Here is a 16,992-nt window from a genome sequence, read left to right on the forward strand (position 1 = left end):
TCTCCAATTCTATTCGTTAAATATATTACTTATGACTTTTTTGAGATTTTCTCTCTCTTTATTAGCTTTAAGAAGATACATATTAATTTTACTCTTTATCTCATTATTATTAGTTTTTAAGCTTTCAAACTTCTCTATTAAAGATTTTGAATTTAAACCTTCTATATTTAATACATATTCATTTAAATTCATATCTCTCATTATTCCTTCTCCTTTGTTTCCTCCGTAAGCAATTGCAATAGATGGTACTCCTGACGACAACGCAAATATAACCGAATGAAACCTAGTACCTATCAAATAATCCATTTCAGCGTATATAGCCTTAATGTCTCTACAATTCAAATCCTCATCATTAATAAAGGTAATTGACTCATTACTTGATTTATTTAAAACATCTCTAATAGCTATTCTGTCATCTTCGTGGTTACTTGGTCCTAATGTTTGTGCAATGAAAACTATATGATAATTATGCATCTTCAAATAAGATACAAATTCAACAACATTATTTATATAATTATCATATTCTTTTATCGGTTCCTCACTTTTCGGAAATCTATATGGTCTCAAAGTAATTCCAACGCATATTTTATCCTTTAGTGGCACTCCCCTTTCCAATAGATATTTTTTCGCAATATTTGGATCGTTCCCTTCTAGAAAAAAACCCAAATCCGGATAAACAGGAACCTCTTTTTTAAGTAGATCTGATAATGCATTAGCTGATATAGTCTCTCTTGCAGTTATTAATTCACAGTTTGAGAGTGAATTTCTTAATATTCCCTTTACAAGATGCCCTTCAAATGGACCAAATGAATTAGGCATTACTAAAACTTTTTTACCCATTTTCTTAGCTAGAAGAATGTGATAGATTGAATAGAAGGTATGATAGATCGAAGTAATACCCCCATAACTATGTATAAATCCTCCTCCTTTTACTATGACCCCCTTACAGTTTTTAATATTTTCCAATGCATCTCTTCTGTCACTTTCGAGAAAGTATCTACCTAGAAACCTTAATTTATCATTTAATAACAAACTTCTAGAACTGCCATCAATTACTGCTCGTGTTCCCCAATTCAATATTTGTTTATATGAATAATAATGTCCATTCTCTTCATTTTTCCCTCTACTTGGATGTGGCAATATGGGTGAAAGGAAACTGTAGCCTTCTTCAATTGTTTGTCTTGATTGCATATAAATTTCTTTTTCTGTTTCACCATTTTTTAATAGAATGAATTCTCCTTCGATTCCTGCATCTTTCACTATTCTAATTGACTCCCATATTAGAGCCTGATCCCCTCTATTTAAATCAGTATTTCCGGGTACGACAATGAAGTTTTTGGACATGCTAATACTCCTTTACATGACTATTTTTTCTATTTATTAACTTTTTTGGTTTTCACAAAATAACAAATCAAAAAGATAAATGTAATCATAATTAAATGTCCTGGAACAAATATAAACGAGTTTCTTAAATTATTTATTAATGTCGACATTACAGCCCCCATTATGCTAAGTCCCCAATATCCAGATGCTCGATCTCCAAAAAAAGTAAGAACCATTCCAATTACTGCAGGAATTAGTATTAAACCAAGTTTTCCAAAGTTAAAATATGCTTCTGCCAACACTGAATATCCCAGACCAGGAACTCTATCTTTAATATAGTATCTATTAGAGATATCTAAAGGTGGTCTTTCATAAAAAGGTAGCTTTCCAATTATTCTTTCTAAAGGTAACAAATAAGTTTTTCCCTTTGCAAATTCTTCACCAGTTCGTACCCATTCAGCAGTAACAACAAAAGGTCGCTGAGTGAGTCCAAATTCAACAAATGGATCGGTAATTCTATATGTGAAATCATTTTTATAGTTAAAGTTAGATAAACCTACACTTCTCATTTGAAATATCATAGGTATAACCAATAGAACCACTATAATTCCAACAACAAAAAACCTAACATTTAATTTATATCCTCTTACAAATAAAACCGAAAATGCTGCTGCTAATGGATACATTACTTCTCCACGATTTCCTGTAATAAGGAATATGAATGTAGGAATCATAAATAAAATAAACCCATATTTAATGTTTTTTTTATTTCCCGTCGCTACAATTAATGTAATACCTACTGCTACAGAAAATATTAACCACGCATATCCAGGAAGTTCGCCCATTGTTTCTCTGTAATCCATATAGTTACCTTTAATATTTAGAGATCCACTTATTAGGGCAATGATTAGGTAAACTGAACCCAAACTTAATAAAACAAATCCCATATACAAAATTTCTCTTGGTCCTTGATTGAATGTTTTTTGTTCGTTTTTCTTCTTTAATGAAGAAATTGACGAAGCAACAATTGCTGAAACAATATAAACAAACATAGCAATACCAGTTAAGGCTATTACATAATTAGTTGAACTCGAAAAGAACCACGATACTCCACCGCGATAATTTCGGAATTTCAAAAGAGCTTCCGAATCTATAATCTGTGAAATTGCTACTCCTAAATGTGCTATGCCTAAATATAACAAGTAAATAAATGTAAATCCAAATCCGATATTCATAAAGATTAAAACTAATCCGGAAATATATATAATAGTTGAGATACTTGTAATAATGCTCTGTTCCCAATTCGGCGTTTTAATCAGATAGTAGGATAAAAGAACTGTACTAACAATTAAAAGTGTGTATAAGGAAATATTTATTAATACCTTTATTAATTCATTTTTAGCTAATGATTTCGATAAGGCTCCACTTCTTACTTCCAAAGAATGATACATGTTCATTCATTCCTCTCAAATCTAGTTATCAATAATCCTCATTATTCCACAGTTTCTTTAGTATACTTACATTATTATTAATTGAGAAAATTGTATCATCAATATTTACATTTACTATTTCTTTTTCAAGGGTTCTGTTTAAAACTTTTGCCCATTCAATATCACTTTGATTAATATCCATTACAGTAGTATTAGGCAATAAAGAAGATATTTCATTGATTCCAGGCAAATCACTTGCTAACACAGGAGTATTTACAGATAATGCTTCCAACACAACACCTGGTAACCCTTCCCACATTGAAGGGAATATTAACAGGTTTGACACACTTAATAACCTAATAACGTCATCTCTTTCACCAGTAATAATAATTTTATTTTCAATTCCATTCATTCTAGCAAAATTCATTATTTCATTTTCGATCGTCTCTTCTCTACGACCAACCATTAAAAGTACAGAATTATTATTATACTTTAAATATTCATTAAAAATCCTTACTACTTTAATGTGATTTTTCTGTTTAACCATTCTTCCAACATGAATTAATACTTTTGTATCCTCACTAATATTAAGTTCATTATAAGTTAACTCTCTGGTTTCTTTCCCTAGTATTTGTTGATTTATACCATTATAAATAACCTTACATCTATTATCGTTTTTCCAATTAGAATGCCATGCAGTCTCCATTGCACCTTCACTTACGGCAAGAATATTCGTTGAGTATTTGTTAATCCATCTCTTCATAATTCTTATCTTCAAATTCCTTATAAGACTCTTCTTCTGACCATCGCTTGTATTTCTAAAATGTGAAATTCTCATATTTATCCCTGCTAACCCAGCAATAAATACCACTAAACCCGACGAATAATGAACATGCGAATGAACAACATCATATTTTTGTTTTTTTAGAAATTTATAAAATTTATAAGGAAATAGATAATTTATTTTACAATAATATGTAGATCCACCCATTTCTTTTATTTTATTATCAAGAACACCTGATTCACCTGAAAGCGCACAAAAATCAAATCCAATTTCTCCACCTAATTTTTCCATCACTTCAATTGTTCTCAACTCAGCTCCACCACGTTGCATTTTACCAAAAACATGAAGTACACGCGTTTTTTTCTTCATATTTGTTATTTATATTCCTCTCTGCATCTTAATGAAGGTCTTTTTTATTATTGAGAAATTGTTTATTATACGAAAATTTTAAAACTATTGACTGACATAAGAGTTTTGTTATTGATGATATGATAAGAGAATATGCCGCACCTTTAAGTCCATAAGTAGGAATAAGTGCGAAAGAAGTAATCAAACCGACTATCATCCAAATAACACCGATTATTGGTTGCAACTTGAAAATCCTTGCTGCAGTCAAACCATATCCTTGAAAAGAACTCATATAAGTGAAAAGACCAGCAAGCATTATTAATACAAACTCATATGAATAATTCGCATAATCAGGAGTATATATTAGAGCCAATAACTCTTTTCCGAAAAAAAATGAAACAACAACTCCAATTAGTCCAATTAGTAAGCCTATTAAACTTAATTTTTTCAATAAATCCTTGAAAGCACCTATATCATGCTTAGCATAATATTTTGCTAATCGGGGAGTAGCAGATTGGCCTAACGCTGTTACTATAGTGTTTCCAGCAGTAATAATATATGCCATAGATACATAATAGCCCAAATATTTAATTCCATAATCCTCCAAAAAATATCGTGGAATATTAGTATTGAATGAATTAATCATCATTACTATTCCAAGTGGAAATGAAATTTTAATGATACTGATCATTAAATTAAATTTTGTTTTTTTAGTGTATTGATAGCTTCTTAAATGTTTAAAATCATATAAAATCAATACTAATAGCCAAGATAACGCCATTCCCGCAGAAGCAATAATAATACTTTTTGTGAAGAATAATAGTCCACCTAAAACAAATAAAGAGAATACCCCCTTCAATATCCTAGATATGGATATCAAGTCCATTCTCTCATTTCTTTGAAACACTCCGAAAATCACATCACTTATTGACTCGATGCCTTTAGATAAACCAATAATTAGAATTAAATAACCTTGTTCTTTGGTATAACCAAACATAAAAGTTATAGTAAAGATAATAATTAGAGCCATTAAAGTTGTAATTATCCTTAAGCAAAAATAGCTATAAAAATCACTACTATCCTTTTGATCAGTTGCTTGAACACTCCTTAAATTTAAATTAAACAGCATCATAATAGGTGCTGTGACTGCTAAAGCAAGAGAAAAGACACCTACCATTTCGGGTGATCCTAATTTGGCTATAAATATCAGCATACCCCATTGTGAAACAGCATAAATAATATTGCTTAAGAAGGTCCAAGAAAAATTTTTTTTTAAAGACAATATATTATTCTCCATCCATCTAATCACCTTTGTATTAAATTGCTTTGTTGCAATTGAAGTATCGCTTAGCGCCTTAGCAAGACATGAAAATAAACATCAACTAAATTACTACTCTAATTCATTGCTATCATGGAGATTATTAAAGATTATTCGAATGATTTGAGGTTGATATTAACTTTTTGTAATTTATCTTCATTTGTTCCATTATAGTTTCTAGTGAATAATTTTTAATTTTTTCTTTATTATTTATTCCATATGTAATTCTTAATTTTTTTGAATGATATAGAGTTTCTATTCCTCCAATAAACTCATTCATTTCATTAAGATTAATTACGATACCATTTCGATTATTTTCAATTAAATCCCTATTACCTCTACAGTCAGATACTACCAAGGGAAGACCTAACGCCATGGCTTCCATTACATTAACAGGCATTCCTTCTTGTTTTGAAGCGGAAACCCCGATATCTGATAAAACCATAAGATTACGAATATCTTTACGATATCCCAATAAAGAAATATGATGTTCTAATTTCAATCTCTTTATTTCCTTCTCATATAGTGAACCTAACTCACCGTCACCTACAAGTAATAGCTTAATATTTGGTATTTTCTTTTTTAATTCAACGATAGATTTAATCAAAAAAAGTTGATTTTTTCTAGGACTTAATTCTGCAACATAGATTAGTAGGAATTCATCTTCTGTAAATCCATATTTAAACCGAAGCTCCTTCTTTTCATCTACACTAGCAATACAGAATTTTTCTAAATCTAATCCAACTCCATTTATATTTATTATCTGTCCAGCTCTAAAATTTCTTTTTGTTGATAAAAAGTAGTCTTCAGTATTCATTGTAAACAGACAATCAGTATATTGGGATAACCACTTTTCTATGGGATAATACAAAAACCAATTAATTAAAGGAGCTCCATTAAAAAAATGGAATCCATGAGCAGTATAAAGAACTTTTGTACCTCTCCTTCTCGCATTCAATGAGGCTAAACGAGTTATTACCCCTCCCATTGGTGTATGACAATGAATCAGCTCAAAATTATTAGAGTTAATAATAGACTTTAACTGATTAAAAGCTATAATATTATTTAATTTGAAAGGTGAGCGTTCAAAGGGGATATTATGTTTTACATGAGTAAATGGTATGTTTTTTTCACCGTTACTAGCTACATGTACTTCATAACCCATTTCATTAAACCACTTAAGAAATGGCAAGTGGAAGTTACATATATGACTATCAACAGTAGCTGTAAATAATACTCTCTTCATATGTGAAATCCTTTTGGTTTATTTTCAGTTATTTTAATAGAATCACTTAAATTATAAATACAATAATCGAAATCTTTGTAAGATGACAACTTCGTTTCATATTTAAGATCGCCAATCACCTTATTTATAGTTCGCGATCTCCTTGCCAACAATATTAAAATTTTACCTAAAAATTCCGAAAAATATATTCGTTTCCCATTATTTATCGCAATTAATTCAACGAGTTTAGAAGTGATTACAAATTCTTTGTTTTGGGGAAACAAAACACCGCTTTCCCTGTTATCAATAACCAGCTTTATAAACTCTGATAAATTATCAATGTAGATCATACTACGTTCGCTAGTGACTTGAGGGAAAATCGGAGTAACTAAAGCAACTTTTCTCAATCGTTGATAATTGCCTGGACAGTCAGCTCCGTAAATCATTGGAGGTCTAATTATAGAAATTGTAAATTCATTATCTTCTAATTTACCCAATAGAATTTCTGCTTCCAATTTACTCTTTCCGTAATATGTATTTGGATGATACGAAGTATCATTTTTTATAATCACTTCTTTACTTGTATTACCATCTAGTCCATAAACAGACATGCTGCTTAGAAATATGAATTGACTAACCTTTTCTCTTTTAGCCTTTAAAGCTACTTCTATCGTCAAGTCTCTATTAATTTTATTATATTCTTCTTTCATTTTAGGAGACTCTTTTTGATGTACCAAAGCTACTAAATGTACAATAACATCAAAAACTGAAAAATCTATGTTCCTCCATTCATCACCACGCAAAGAGAGGAATGTTATCTCATATTTATCAGGCCATTTTAACAACCATTCCCTTAATTTTTCACCTACATAACTACTTTTTCCAGTAATTAATATTTTCATTACTTAAAACTCCCTTATTTCAGTAAAAAATCAAAACTGAGAATCTACTGTGTTAACCCCTTCTTTTAGTCCTTCACTTCGTATTACGGATAAGATTGTTTTCATAAATACAAGTAAATCAAATACAAAACCAATATTTTTAACATACTCCCCATCCAACTTAGCCTTAATATCAATCTCCAACTCATCCCGACCATTAATCTGTGCCCACCCAGTCAATCCGGGCTTAATATCATTAGCCCCGTACTTATCACGCTCAGCAATCAAATCATACTGATTCCATAACGCAGGGCGAGGTCCAACGATACTCATTTCACCTTTGAGAATATTGATAATCTGAGGTAGCTCGTCCAAGCTTGTTTTTCTTAGGAACTTACCAACTTTTGTGATAAAGAAATCCGGATCCTTTAATAAATGAGTTGGCATATCATTAGGCGTATCCGTTCGCATGGTTCTAAATTTAAGAATGTAGAATTCCGATTTATTTTTGCCTAATCGTTTTTGTTTAAATAATACAGGGCCTTTAGAGCTTGTCTTAATCGCGATCGCGATGATCAGGAAGACCGGCCATAACACGATCATCCCGATTAAAGCCAACAGAAAATCAATGGTTTGTTTCACGTAAACATAAGGTCTCATAAGTTCACCTGATCCTTTAAGTTACTATTTTCTATTTATGTACATCATCTCTATGTCGAAGAGACAAAGAGATGATGGTCTTATCATGTTTAATTCGCCATTCCTTCAGCAATTATTTTCCCCTTCTCAAGGGTTGATGCAAATTCGCTTCTATACTGGCTAATAATCTCAGTACCATATCCGTTGCTGTTTAGTTTTTGTTTAGTGTCAGCGATTATACTTTCAAAGTCAGCAGTAAATGAGGCAAGCTGTTGTACACCTTTAGCTTTAATGCTATTCTTACTAGCTTCATCTGAAGCACTAACATATTCAAACGCTGTGCTCATTAATGTGGATGTACTCAGATTTTGAAGTGCAGTTAGTTTAGATTCTGCTTCACTAGTGATAGATTCATAGGACACTTTTGCAGATCCTACACCGCCACCGCCACCACCACCTGCTGCACCTGAGGTGCCCGTTGGTGTTGATGTTGGTGTCGCTGCTGGTGTTGCTGTTGAACCATTGTCGCCAGTGGAATTATTTGTACCTCCTTGCTCTTGATAAGCTTTAGAAGCAGCAGTAATGGTTTTCGTCTTCTGATCCCAGCTAATGTTATGACCTACAGATTCCGATAAAAAACGTAGAGGTACATATAAAGAGCCATTCAGGATAAAGCTGGATTGCCCATTAGGTAATGCCTTAGTTGCACCGTTAAATACATAACTTGCCTTAACTTGATTGAGTACAAGATTCTTAGATACTGCTGAAGCACTATTCCCGTTGGTTGCATTCATTAGGTACTCTTTAATCATAACTAGCTCAGAGCTACTAGGCTCTGCTACAGTAACCTTAATGTTTTTAGCATCCCAAGCTACACTCTTCTGCAATGCGTACGACATAAACCGTAATGGAACATAGGTTGTATTGTTATACATAAACACGTACTGCCCTACTGGTGGTTGAATGCTAACACCGTCAAAAATCATCTTCACATTCATGCTTTGTACTTTGACTGTAGCTGTTGCCGCCTTACTCGTTGTACTAGATACTGCTGCAGCTGATGCAGATATAGGAGCTGATGCCGTTAATGGTGCCAATCCGATGGATGCTACTAGAAGCAATGCTACTGCTGGTAGAGTTGCTTTAGACATACTTATTCACTTCCCTTTTCTTTCGCTTTTGATTGTTCTTCTTCTTTAAGGACTTGATCACGTGTCTTCCCTTGACTCACGCCATACTTCTTAGCAACCTGTGAAAGCTCATTGTATTGTTCTTCGGAAACCTTACCGAGGATGATACTGCGTGCTTCCCGCTTCTCATCAAGCGTTAGGCCACCCTTGGCTAGATCTTTTAGACGGTTGATATCAGATACACTTAGTTGACCGAGCACAATAGCAGCTACATCTGCTTTATCCTTCATCGTTACGTTATCTTGAATTTCTTTAGCTTTATCTGTTGAAACCTGTGCCGTATATCCATCTGAAGAGCTATCTTTCGAATCTGTTGATGGAGCTTTCGTAGGTTCACTAGTAGTAGAAGCTGTTGTATCTTTTCCAGTTTCCCCAGTATCTTTGCTTCCATCATCAGTTGTTGATGGAGCAGGTGTTGCAGAAGCTACAGGTTCGACCTTACCATCTGCTACTGTATCTTCAGGTGCAGTTCCTTGATATTGAACACCATTAACTTGATCCTCAGACTCCAGATCAAAGCCATCTGCCATTGAATTCATCAGCTTATCCACAGCATAATTAGCAGCGAACAGACCCCCAACACCCAGAACTACAATGATTGACAGCGTCCATAAAAGGATCTTTTTCCATCGTTTGTTGAACACTTATGTATCCCCCTTTATGAATAAATTAGCTGATAGCAACTTGAGCAACGGGCTGCATCGGTACAATCTGATTAATCACTTCACGTATAACTTCAGGTTCTTCAGCGAGAACACGTTCCAAGCGTTTAAATTCCAGTTCTAGCTGATTCAGACTTATCACATTAGGTCTACCTATAAAGATTCTTCCGTGATCTGTAGAGCCTAGATTTTCTTCATCCGTCAGTAACTCTTCATATAACTTCTCGCCCTCACGAATGCCGGAGAACTGAATATCAATATCCCTATAAGGCTCATAACCAGAGAGAGTAATTAAATCTTCCGCTAATGTTAGAATCTTAACCGGTTCTCCCATATCCAGAATGAACACTTCTCCGCCTTTGGCAAAAGAACCAGACTGGATTACAAGCTGAACAGCTTCTGGAATCGTCATAAAATAACGGACCATTTCTGGATGAGTAACCGTAACTGGACCACCAGCAGCAATCTGCTGTTTAAAGGCTGGTATTACACTTCCGCGACTTCCAAGCACGTTCCCAAAACGTACAGCAGAGAACTTCGTTTGACTTGTGGTATGCAGACTCTGCACATACATTTCAGCGATTCGCTTAGTTGCACCCATCACACTGGTTGGGTTAACTGCTTTATCCGAAGAAATCATTACAAATCTCTCCGCACCATACTTATCTGCGCAATCCGCAACATTCCTTGTACCGAAGACATTGTTCTTAATGGCTTCCGAAGGGTTGCGCTCCATCAATGGAACGTGTTTATGTGCTGCCGCATGAAAGACAACATGTGGGTGATTGCTACTGAATACGTCCATCATCCGACTGCGATCCTGCACATCTGCGATTACGGTAACAATATTCAGATCTGGATATTTCTTGCGCAGCTCCATCTCAATCGTATAAATGCTGTTCTCACCGTGTCCAAGCAGCATTAACTTGTCCGGACCAAAAGGAGCTATTTGCCGACAAAGTTCTGAACCAATGGACCCACCAGCCCCTGTAACTAACACAGTCTTGTGGTGTACATAACCTAGAATACTGTTCAGATCCGCTATAATCGGCTCACGACCTAGTAAATCCTCAACGCTAACATCTCGCAATTTCTTCACTGATATTTTTCCAGCGATCAGATCGTTAAGCGCCGGTATAATCTTTAGCTTGGCCCCTGTCTTCTTCGCCAAATTAATAATTTCAGAGATTTCAGTACGTGAAACGGAAGGCATGGCGATAATAATTTCATGAATTTCCCGTTCTTTCACAATAGCGGGTATCGCGTAACGATTCCCTAACACGGGCACACCCAATATAGACATATGGTATTTATTGATACTATCATCGATAAAACCTACCAGCTTCGTATGAGCAAAAGACGGACCCATCATTTCCCGAGCAATTAGTATTCCACAATCGCCTGCACCAACAATAAGTGTATGGGTCTGAGTATCTTTATAATTGATTCGATCATTATGGAGCACTCTCCACAAGAATCGAATCCCACCTACTAACACAAGAACAGTCTCCATAGTCCGAACTTCTATTGCTAAAGGTACCCGTTCTGGCAATATAAAATATGCTGCTGCAAATGAGAGTATTGACCCTACTACAATCGCTTTTGAAACGGATATGATCTCTCCAATGCTGGCATATTGCCACATTCTTCGGTATAAACCGAAATAGATCAGACTTCCACCGAATGCAACCGTTGCAATCACACCAAATTGCAGCATCTGTACAACATAATCCTCGATAGGATGATTAGGATACCGAAACAAATAGGATGTTATAATGCTGAACCAGATGATTGCAAGGTCAATAAAGAATAAAAGAACTACTCTAGATTTCGCTGTCATTTTCAGTGCCTCCAAAAACAACATTATTGTTAAAGAACAAATCAATTTCCATAGTAGTAGTAATAGTAACCTTCGCTGGCTTTACGTTTTACATTATTGAGAACCACGCCAAGCATTTTTGCACCTACACGATCGAGGTTAGCTTTTGCTTTTACAGCAATATCCCGTTTTACCTTGCCATAGCTGACGACCATAATGACACCATCACTCTTGGAAGCCATAATCTGCGCATCCGTAACCGCCAATAACGGTGGAGTATCAATAAGAATGATATCGTAACGCTGACGCAAGTCCTGCAAGAGCGTACTCATCCGATTAGAAGCCATCATTTCCGCAGGATTGGGTGGAATCGGCCCAGAGGTCATGATGGAAAGATTAGGAACACCAGAATCTTGGACAGTGTCCTCAAGAACCGCCTGCTGAGACAGTAGCGATGATAACCCAAAACGGTTACTAAGCGAAAAAGTCTTATGTGCTGTCGGTTTCCGCAAATCCGCGTCAATCAACAATACCTTCTTGTCTGCCTGTGCATAAGCCGCAGCTAAATTAGCAGAAACTGTTGATTTACCTTCTTCCGGTCCGGATGAAGTTACCATGATTACTTGAATAGTCTCATCCACAGAGGAAAAATCAATATTCGTGCGCAGCGCGCGAAATGCTTCAGATACAGGGGAGCGAGGGTTCGTAACGGTAATCAGATGACGTTGTTTATTTGGCAGCTGTGACATGTTCGAGTTCGCCCGCCTTTCTGGATGTTTGCGTCTGTGCCTGAGTTGCGCCTTGTTTACTTTCTTCTGTACCCAATCTAGTAATCATAGCTATCGTTGGCAGACCAAGATATTTCTCAATATCTGCTTCAGTCTTCAGCGTATCGTCCATGTATTCCAACAGGAAGGCAATCCCTAAACCAATCATCAAGGAAACGATGAAAGCTATAGCCATATTCATTAAGACATTCGGTTCTACAGGTCTTGGCTCATTAAGTGGATTCACTTTGGCCTCATTCAGAATCGATACGTTCTCCACGTTAAATAGGTTAGGAATCTCGTCCTTGAATACAAGTGAAATGGCATTCACGATTTCAGCGGCTCGCTGATACGAATTATCTCGAACGACAAGTGTCATCACCTGCGTATTATTGACAGAGCTCACATTAACCTTCTTCAACAGTTCTTCTGCAGTAATATTGAACTGCGGATAATCCCTAGTAACAATATCAAGGATCGCTGGAGTCTTAATAATTTCCTTATACGTATTAATCAATTGAATATTAGTATTAATCTGATTCAAATCAAGCTGCGCTGCTGCTGACTGAGTCGGAGTCTGGTTAACAATAATCTTAGTGGATGCTTCATACACCGGATTCTTAATATACAGACTGTACACACCAGCAACACCGCACACCAAAACAACTATGCTAACAATCAGCCATAGTCTCTTCCTGACGATCTGAAAATAATCGCGAAGATCCAATTCTTGTGATGACAAGTGTAATTACCTCCAAGCTATTTCTGAAATATTTCGTTACAATATTCGAACACTTCTCGATTGGCAAAAAAGCGCCTCCTCTCACCTACATGAGAGGAGGCTGTATTCTATACTTTTAAATTTATTTACTTAAAGTTAATGGTACGGTAGATAATTACTGCTGCTTCAGCACGAGTAGCTGTATCGTTCGGGTTGAATTTACCAGCATTTCCGATAACCAAGTTATGATCTGCTGCGAATGCTACGCCATCTCTCAAAGATGCGCTGATCTTAGCAGCATCGGAGAATTGGCTAATTGCCGTTACATTTGTTGTTGCAGCTGGATTCATAGATTTCACTGCGCGGGAAATCATTGTTGCCATCTCTGCACGTGTGATAGTTGCATTAGGATCGAACTTGTCCGCACTGCGGCCAGTAATGATTCCTTTTTCTGCTGCAACAGCTACATATGGTGCATACCAAGCGGCCCCACTTACATCGCTAAAGCTTTGTACAGCTGTTTTATTCTCAAGGTCAAGTGCACGAATCAGCATCTTAGCGAACTCTGCACGAGTTACATTGCTCTTCGGTGCGAATTTGTCTTCGCCCACGCCTTCAATCGCGCCTTTTGCAGCTACGACTTGAATTTGTCTGCCAGCCCATGCTTGTACACTAGCAATATCCGTAAATGTTACTCTGTTCTCAAGTACGGCATAAGAAGAGAACGTATCGCGTGATTCTGCTAAGGTCTTACCATTGTACCGCCCGCCATAGAATTCAAGCTTGCCGTTTATAATCTTCGCTAAGGACAGCAATTCTGTATCAATGCCATCGGTATTATTAACTGGAATTTCAATAGGAATTGGTTTGCTGAATGTACTAGTCGCTACACCATCCACACTGAGTCCGAATTCATATACATCCGAAGCTAATTTCAGTTTGGTAACAGAAGTTACAACTTCTTGATTAGCCATTGTTACGGTCAATGCAATCGCTGTGCTGAACTGACTTACAGGAATCGTTACGGTTACGCCATTAAAGGTTACTGCGATATTTGCAATACCATTCGTCTTAGCTGCTTCAACAATAGCTTTGGACAATGGAACTTCAACAGTAGCAGCCTTCACAGTACCAAGGTCAAGAGTTAACGTAAGGGCTTCTGTTTTACCAGCTGATTTGGCAGCAGCTACCAAGGTATCAAATGCTTTGATGATGTCGGCATCAACCAGCTTCACAGTAGCTTTATCACCTGTAGTCACAACGAGCTTGGAAGCGTCATATTTAGATGCAGCAGCAAATGCTTGATCAGGTGTCAAGGTTACTGTTGTAGAGCCAGAACTCGAATCAGATCCTGAAGTTGGGCTAGGCGTTGGTGTTGGTGTTGGTGTTGGTGTTGGTGTACCACCCAATCCAAAAGCACCAATGTATGCGATAGCCAATATTTGCAATGCAGCTTTATCATTCGTTAGTTTGGCACGTGAATTGTTAAAAACTGTCTTCACATCCGCGGAGCTGACACCCAAATTATTAAGTACAGTACTAATCTTAAGTGCATCTGGACCCGCTGTTTGACTTAGCACTGCATCAATTGCGGAATTAATTAGTTCATCTTGTACAGTGCTGCTAGTAACAAGCTCAAGTAATTGTTCTTTGGTCTTTCCACTAACCAAAGCAACCAATTTCTTCTCCAGGCCACTATCACCAAACACAGCTGCATAAATATCATCAACAGTGAGGCTAGATACGCCGCCCTTCTCAGCAATCACTTTAAGTACATCGATGTACTCTTGATTATTAAGAATGTCCTTCGCATCTGTATATTCAGGATCATAATATAAACTGCTTACATCCTGGAACAAAGCAAACACGGTATCCTCTTGAGTGGTGCTGAGATCAAGTTTGCCGCGAAGTGGTGTGAAGATCTCTTTCAATTCTGCTGATGTAAGCGCTGATACTTCATCGCGCAATGCACGGAGTGTCGCCTTATCGGATTCTTTAGTAATTTGTGCATACAATTTTTCTGCGCGTGCTTTCAAATCTGCGCTTGAATTACTAGTAGCTGCCGATGCTACATTGCCCAATCCTAATTGATCAGCCAGTCCTTTGCTGCTGAGCGGAAGACCCGCTACAGATGCTGCTACCATACTTGCTGCTAATGTCGATACTACTAGTTTCTTTTTCAAAGTCACTAAATATCCACCTCTTTATATGTATTTAAATTCCTTTTGTTACTATAGTCCTAGACTATTTCACCTTATGTCTACACTATTACGTATATCAACGATTCACCCAATAAAACCCATTCTACCACTATTAGGTAGATTAGTCAGCCCTTTCGGGAAAAAATGCCAAACAATTTGTGTCTGTTCCTCCTTTTTTGTACGTGATTACCATGATTAACCTCACCATTTGCCACAATTTGCTGAGAGTTTTCACGCATATAGTCGCGCATCTCAGGACCTAATTCTTTCTCTAAAACCACATAAGCAGCATTTAATCCAAAAGGACGGTGAACACTGTCATGTGCATCAGAGGCCAACACATGTACTGCATTTCTACGACATAACTCCAGGGATAGCTTCTGCAGTTTATTCCCGAAGACGCCTGCAAGACTTTGTGCGGTTACCTGACCTAGTGATCCTAGCTCTATCAATCTTTCTAACTTAGAAGGATCGGCAGCTATTTCAGCATTACGCTCCGGATGAGCAATGACCGGAACGAAACCTTGAATGATCAACTCGTGACAGATTTCTTCCATGTTGCGTGGGACTCGTGAAGAAGGCATTTCTAGCAAAATATACCGCGAGTCTGCAAGACTTAGCAGTTGCCCCCGCTCCAGATCATCCAGTAAATCCCCGTACACTCTAATTTCCTGACCTGGAAGAACAAGCAGTGGATTTCCATGCTGATGAAGTTTCTCATTCATCAATTCCACTGCTTCTCTTATACTGGAGGCATTATTCATATATTGACCGTTGGCGTGATGTGGTGTGGCAATGACGGAAGTAATCCCGTCTCTGTAGGCGTCATGCGCCATGGCGAGAGCGGATTGCCAATCAGCGGCTCCGTCATCCATAAAGGGTAAGATGTGGCAATGGATATCTTTCATATGTTATCTATCGGTCCCTTCTCACAGAAAATTTAGTTTTAACGGCAAAAAAATACAACCATTCCCAAAAGGAACGGTTGCTTGATTGTAAATGAGTTCTGTCTTAAGCTTCAGTAGATTCTTCTTGCTGAGGTTCAATTGCATCTATTTCAGCATCCTCAATATCTGGAGTTTCATCCTTCGAGGAGAGAACATACCCGTCGATTAACCCCCAAAGTTCTTCTTTACCAAGGCCAATCTCTGAAGAGAATGGAATGAAATTATCCCCTGGCAGCACGCCAAGCTCCTGCTTCATGATCTTAATATGCTTTTGCCAGCGAGTCTTCGGAATCTTATCCGCCTTTGTCGCTACTACACACATAGGAAGATCATAATGCTTCAACCAATCGAACATCATCTTATCATTACTGGTCGGCGGATGACGTAGATCCACGATGAGCAGAACAAGCTTCAACGTATCGCGCTCAGAGAGATATTTCTCCACCATCTTGCCCCATGTTGCACGTTGCGTCTTCGACACTTTAGCATATCCGTAACCTGGAAAGTCAACAAAATACATGCTGTCTTCATTGATACGGTAATAGTTCATATGCTGGGTCTTACCCGGGGTGGAGCTTGTCCGAGCCAGATTCTTGCGGTTAATCATTCGGTTAATGAGGGAGGACTTCCCTACATTGGAGCGCCCTGCCAGAGCAACCTCTGGCAAAGCATCATCAGGGTATTGATCAGGGCCAACGGCACTGATTATAAATTCGGCAATATTAACTTTCATAGGA

15 protein-coding genes are annotated in these 16,992 nt (G+C 37.0%); all 15 read right to left on the bottom strand.

Going from position 1 to position 16,992, the window contains the following annotated elements; translation table 11 throughout:
• Positions 1 to 9 precede the first annotated feature (9 nt).
• Positions 10 to 1,344 carry a polysaccharide pyruvyl transferase family protein gene (locus tag NSU15_RS24265; RefSeq protein WP_339287820.1) on the bottom strand — a complete coding sequence of 445 codons (1,335 nt, stop codon included), beginning with the start codon at positions 1,342 to 1,344 and terminating at the stop codon, positions 10 to 12.
• A gap of 29 nt (positions 1,345 to 1,373) precedes the next feature.
• Positions 1,374 to 2,780: an O-antigen polysaccharide polymerase Wzy gene (gene wzy / locus NSU15_RS24270; RefSeq protein WP_339287822.1), complete on the bottom strand. Its 1,407-nt coding sequence runs from the start codon at positions 2,778 to 2,780 to the stop codon at positions 1,374 to 1,376.
• Positions 2,781 to 2,802: 22 nt separating this feature from the next.
• Positions 2,803 to 3,906, bottom strand: coding sequence for a glycosyltransferase (locus NSU15_RS24275; protein ID WP_339287824.1), 1,104 nt, complete (start codon positions 3,904 to 3,906; stop codon positions 2,803 to 2,805).
• A 28-nt stretch (positions 3,907 to 3,934) separates the two neighbouring features.
• Entirely contained in the window at positions 3,935 to 5,182 is a 1,248-nt protein-coding gene (locus NSU15_RS24280; RefSeq protein ID WP_339287825.1) for an oligosaccharide flippase family protein, read from the bottom strand.
• 124 nt (positions 5,183 to 5,306) lie between these two features.
• The gene (locus NSU15_RS24285) at positions 5,307 to 6,449 is read right to left on the bottom strand and encodes a glycosyltransferase family 4 protein (protein WP_339287826.1); all 1,143 of its coding nucleotides are present in this window, start codon (positions 6,447 to 6,449) and stop codon (positions 5,307 to 5,309) included.
• On the bottom strand, positions 6,446 to 7,330 hold the full coding sequence (locus NSU15_RS24290; RefSeq protein WP_339287827.1) for an NAD-dependent epimerase/dehydratase family protein: 885 nt from the start codon (positions 7,328 to 7,330) through the stop codon (positions 6,446 to 6,448). The genes NSU15_RS24285 and NSU15_RS24290 overlap by 4 nt, the downstream gene beginning before the upstream one ends.
• 30 nt (positions 7,331 to 7,360) lie before the next feature.
• Positions 7,361 to 7,969: a sugar transferase gene (locus NSU15_RS24295; RefSeq protein WP_339287828.1), complete on the bottom strand. Its 609-nt coding sequence runs from the start codon at positions 7,967 to 7,969 to the stop codon at positions 7,361 to 7,363.
• An 89-nt stretch (positions 7,970 to 8,058) separates the two neighbouring features.
• The gene (locus NSU15_RS24300; protein WP_339287829.1) at positions 8,059 to 9,099 is read right to left on the bottom strand and encodes a copper amine oxidase N-terminal domain-containing protein; all 1,041 of its coding nucleotides are present in this window, start codon (positions 9,097 to 9,099) and stop codon (positions 8,059 to 8,061) included.
• A 2-nt stretch (positions 9,100 to 9,101) separates the two neighbouring features.
• Positions 9,102 to 9,782, bottom strand: coding sequence for a hypothetical protein (locus NSU15_RS24305; protein ID WP_339287830.1), 681 nt, complete (start codon positions 9,780 to 9,782; stop codon positions 9,102 to 9,104).
• Between the two features lie 25 nt (positions 9,783 to 9,807).
• A complete protein-coding gene (locus NSU15_RS24310; protein ID WP_339287831.1) occupies positions 9,808 to 11,640 on the bottom strand; it encodes a nucleoside-diphosphate sugar epimerase/dehydratase in 1,833 nt (610 codons plus the stop codon).
• Between the two features lie 41 nt (positions 11,641 to 11,681).
• A complete protein-coding gene (locus NSU15_RS24315; protein ID WP_339287833.1) occupies positions 11,682 to 12,368 on the bottom strand; it encodes a CpsD/CapB family tyrosine-protein kinase in 687 nt (228 codons plus the stop codon).
• The gene (locus NSU15_RS24320; protein WP_339287834.1) at positions 12,349 to 13,128 is read right to left on the bottom strand and encodes a Wzz/FepE/Etk N-terminal domain-containing protein; all 780 of its coding nucleotides are present in this window, start codon (positions 13,126 to 13,128) and stop codon (positions 12,349 to 12,351) included. The genes NSU15_RS24315 and NSU15_RS24320 overlap by 20 nt, the downstream gene beginning before the upstream one ends.
• 125 nt (positions 13,129 to 13,253) lie before the next feature.
• On the bottom strand, positions 13,254 to 15,296 hold the full coding sequence (locus tag NSU15_RS24325; RefSeq protein WP_339287835.1) for an S-layer homology domain-containing protein: 2,043 nt from the start codon (positions 15,294 to 15,296) through the stop codon (positions 13,254 to 13,256).
• A 137-nt stretch (positions 15,297 to 15,433) separates the two neighbouring features.
• On the bottom strand, positions 15,434 to 16,216 hold the full coding sequence (locus NSU15_RS24330) for a CpsB/CapC family capsule biosynthesis tyrosine phosphatase (RefSeq protein WP_339287836.1): 783 nt from the start codon (positions 16,214 to 16,216) through the stop codon (positions 15,434 to 15,436).
• Positions 16,217 to 16,319: 103 nt separating this feature from the next.
• Complete coding sequence (gene yihA / locus NSU15_RS24335; protein WP_339287837.1) at positions 16,320 to 16,988, bottom strand: ribosome biogenesis GTP-binding protein YihA/YsxC; 669 nt, start codon at positions 16,986 to 16,988, stop codon at positions 16,320 to 16,322.
• Positions 16,989 to 16,992 lie beyond the last annotated feature (4 nt).

The sequence above is a fragment of the Paenibacillus sp. FSL E2-0201 genome, assembly GCF_037963325.1.
Taxonomy (GTDB): Bacteria; Bacillota; Bacilli; order Paenibacillales; family Paenibacillaceae; genus Paenibacillus_AQ.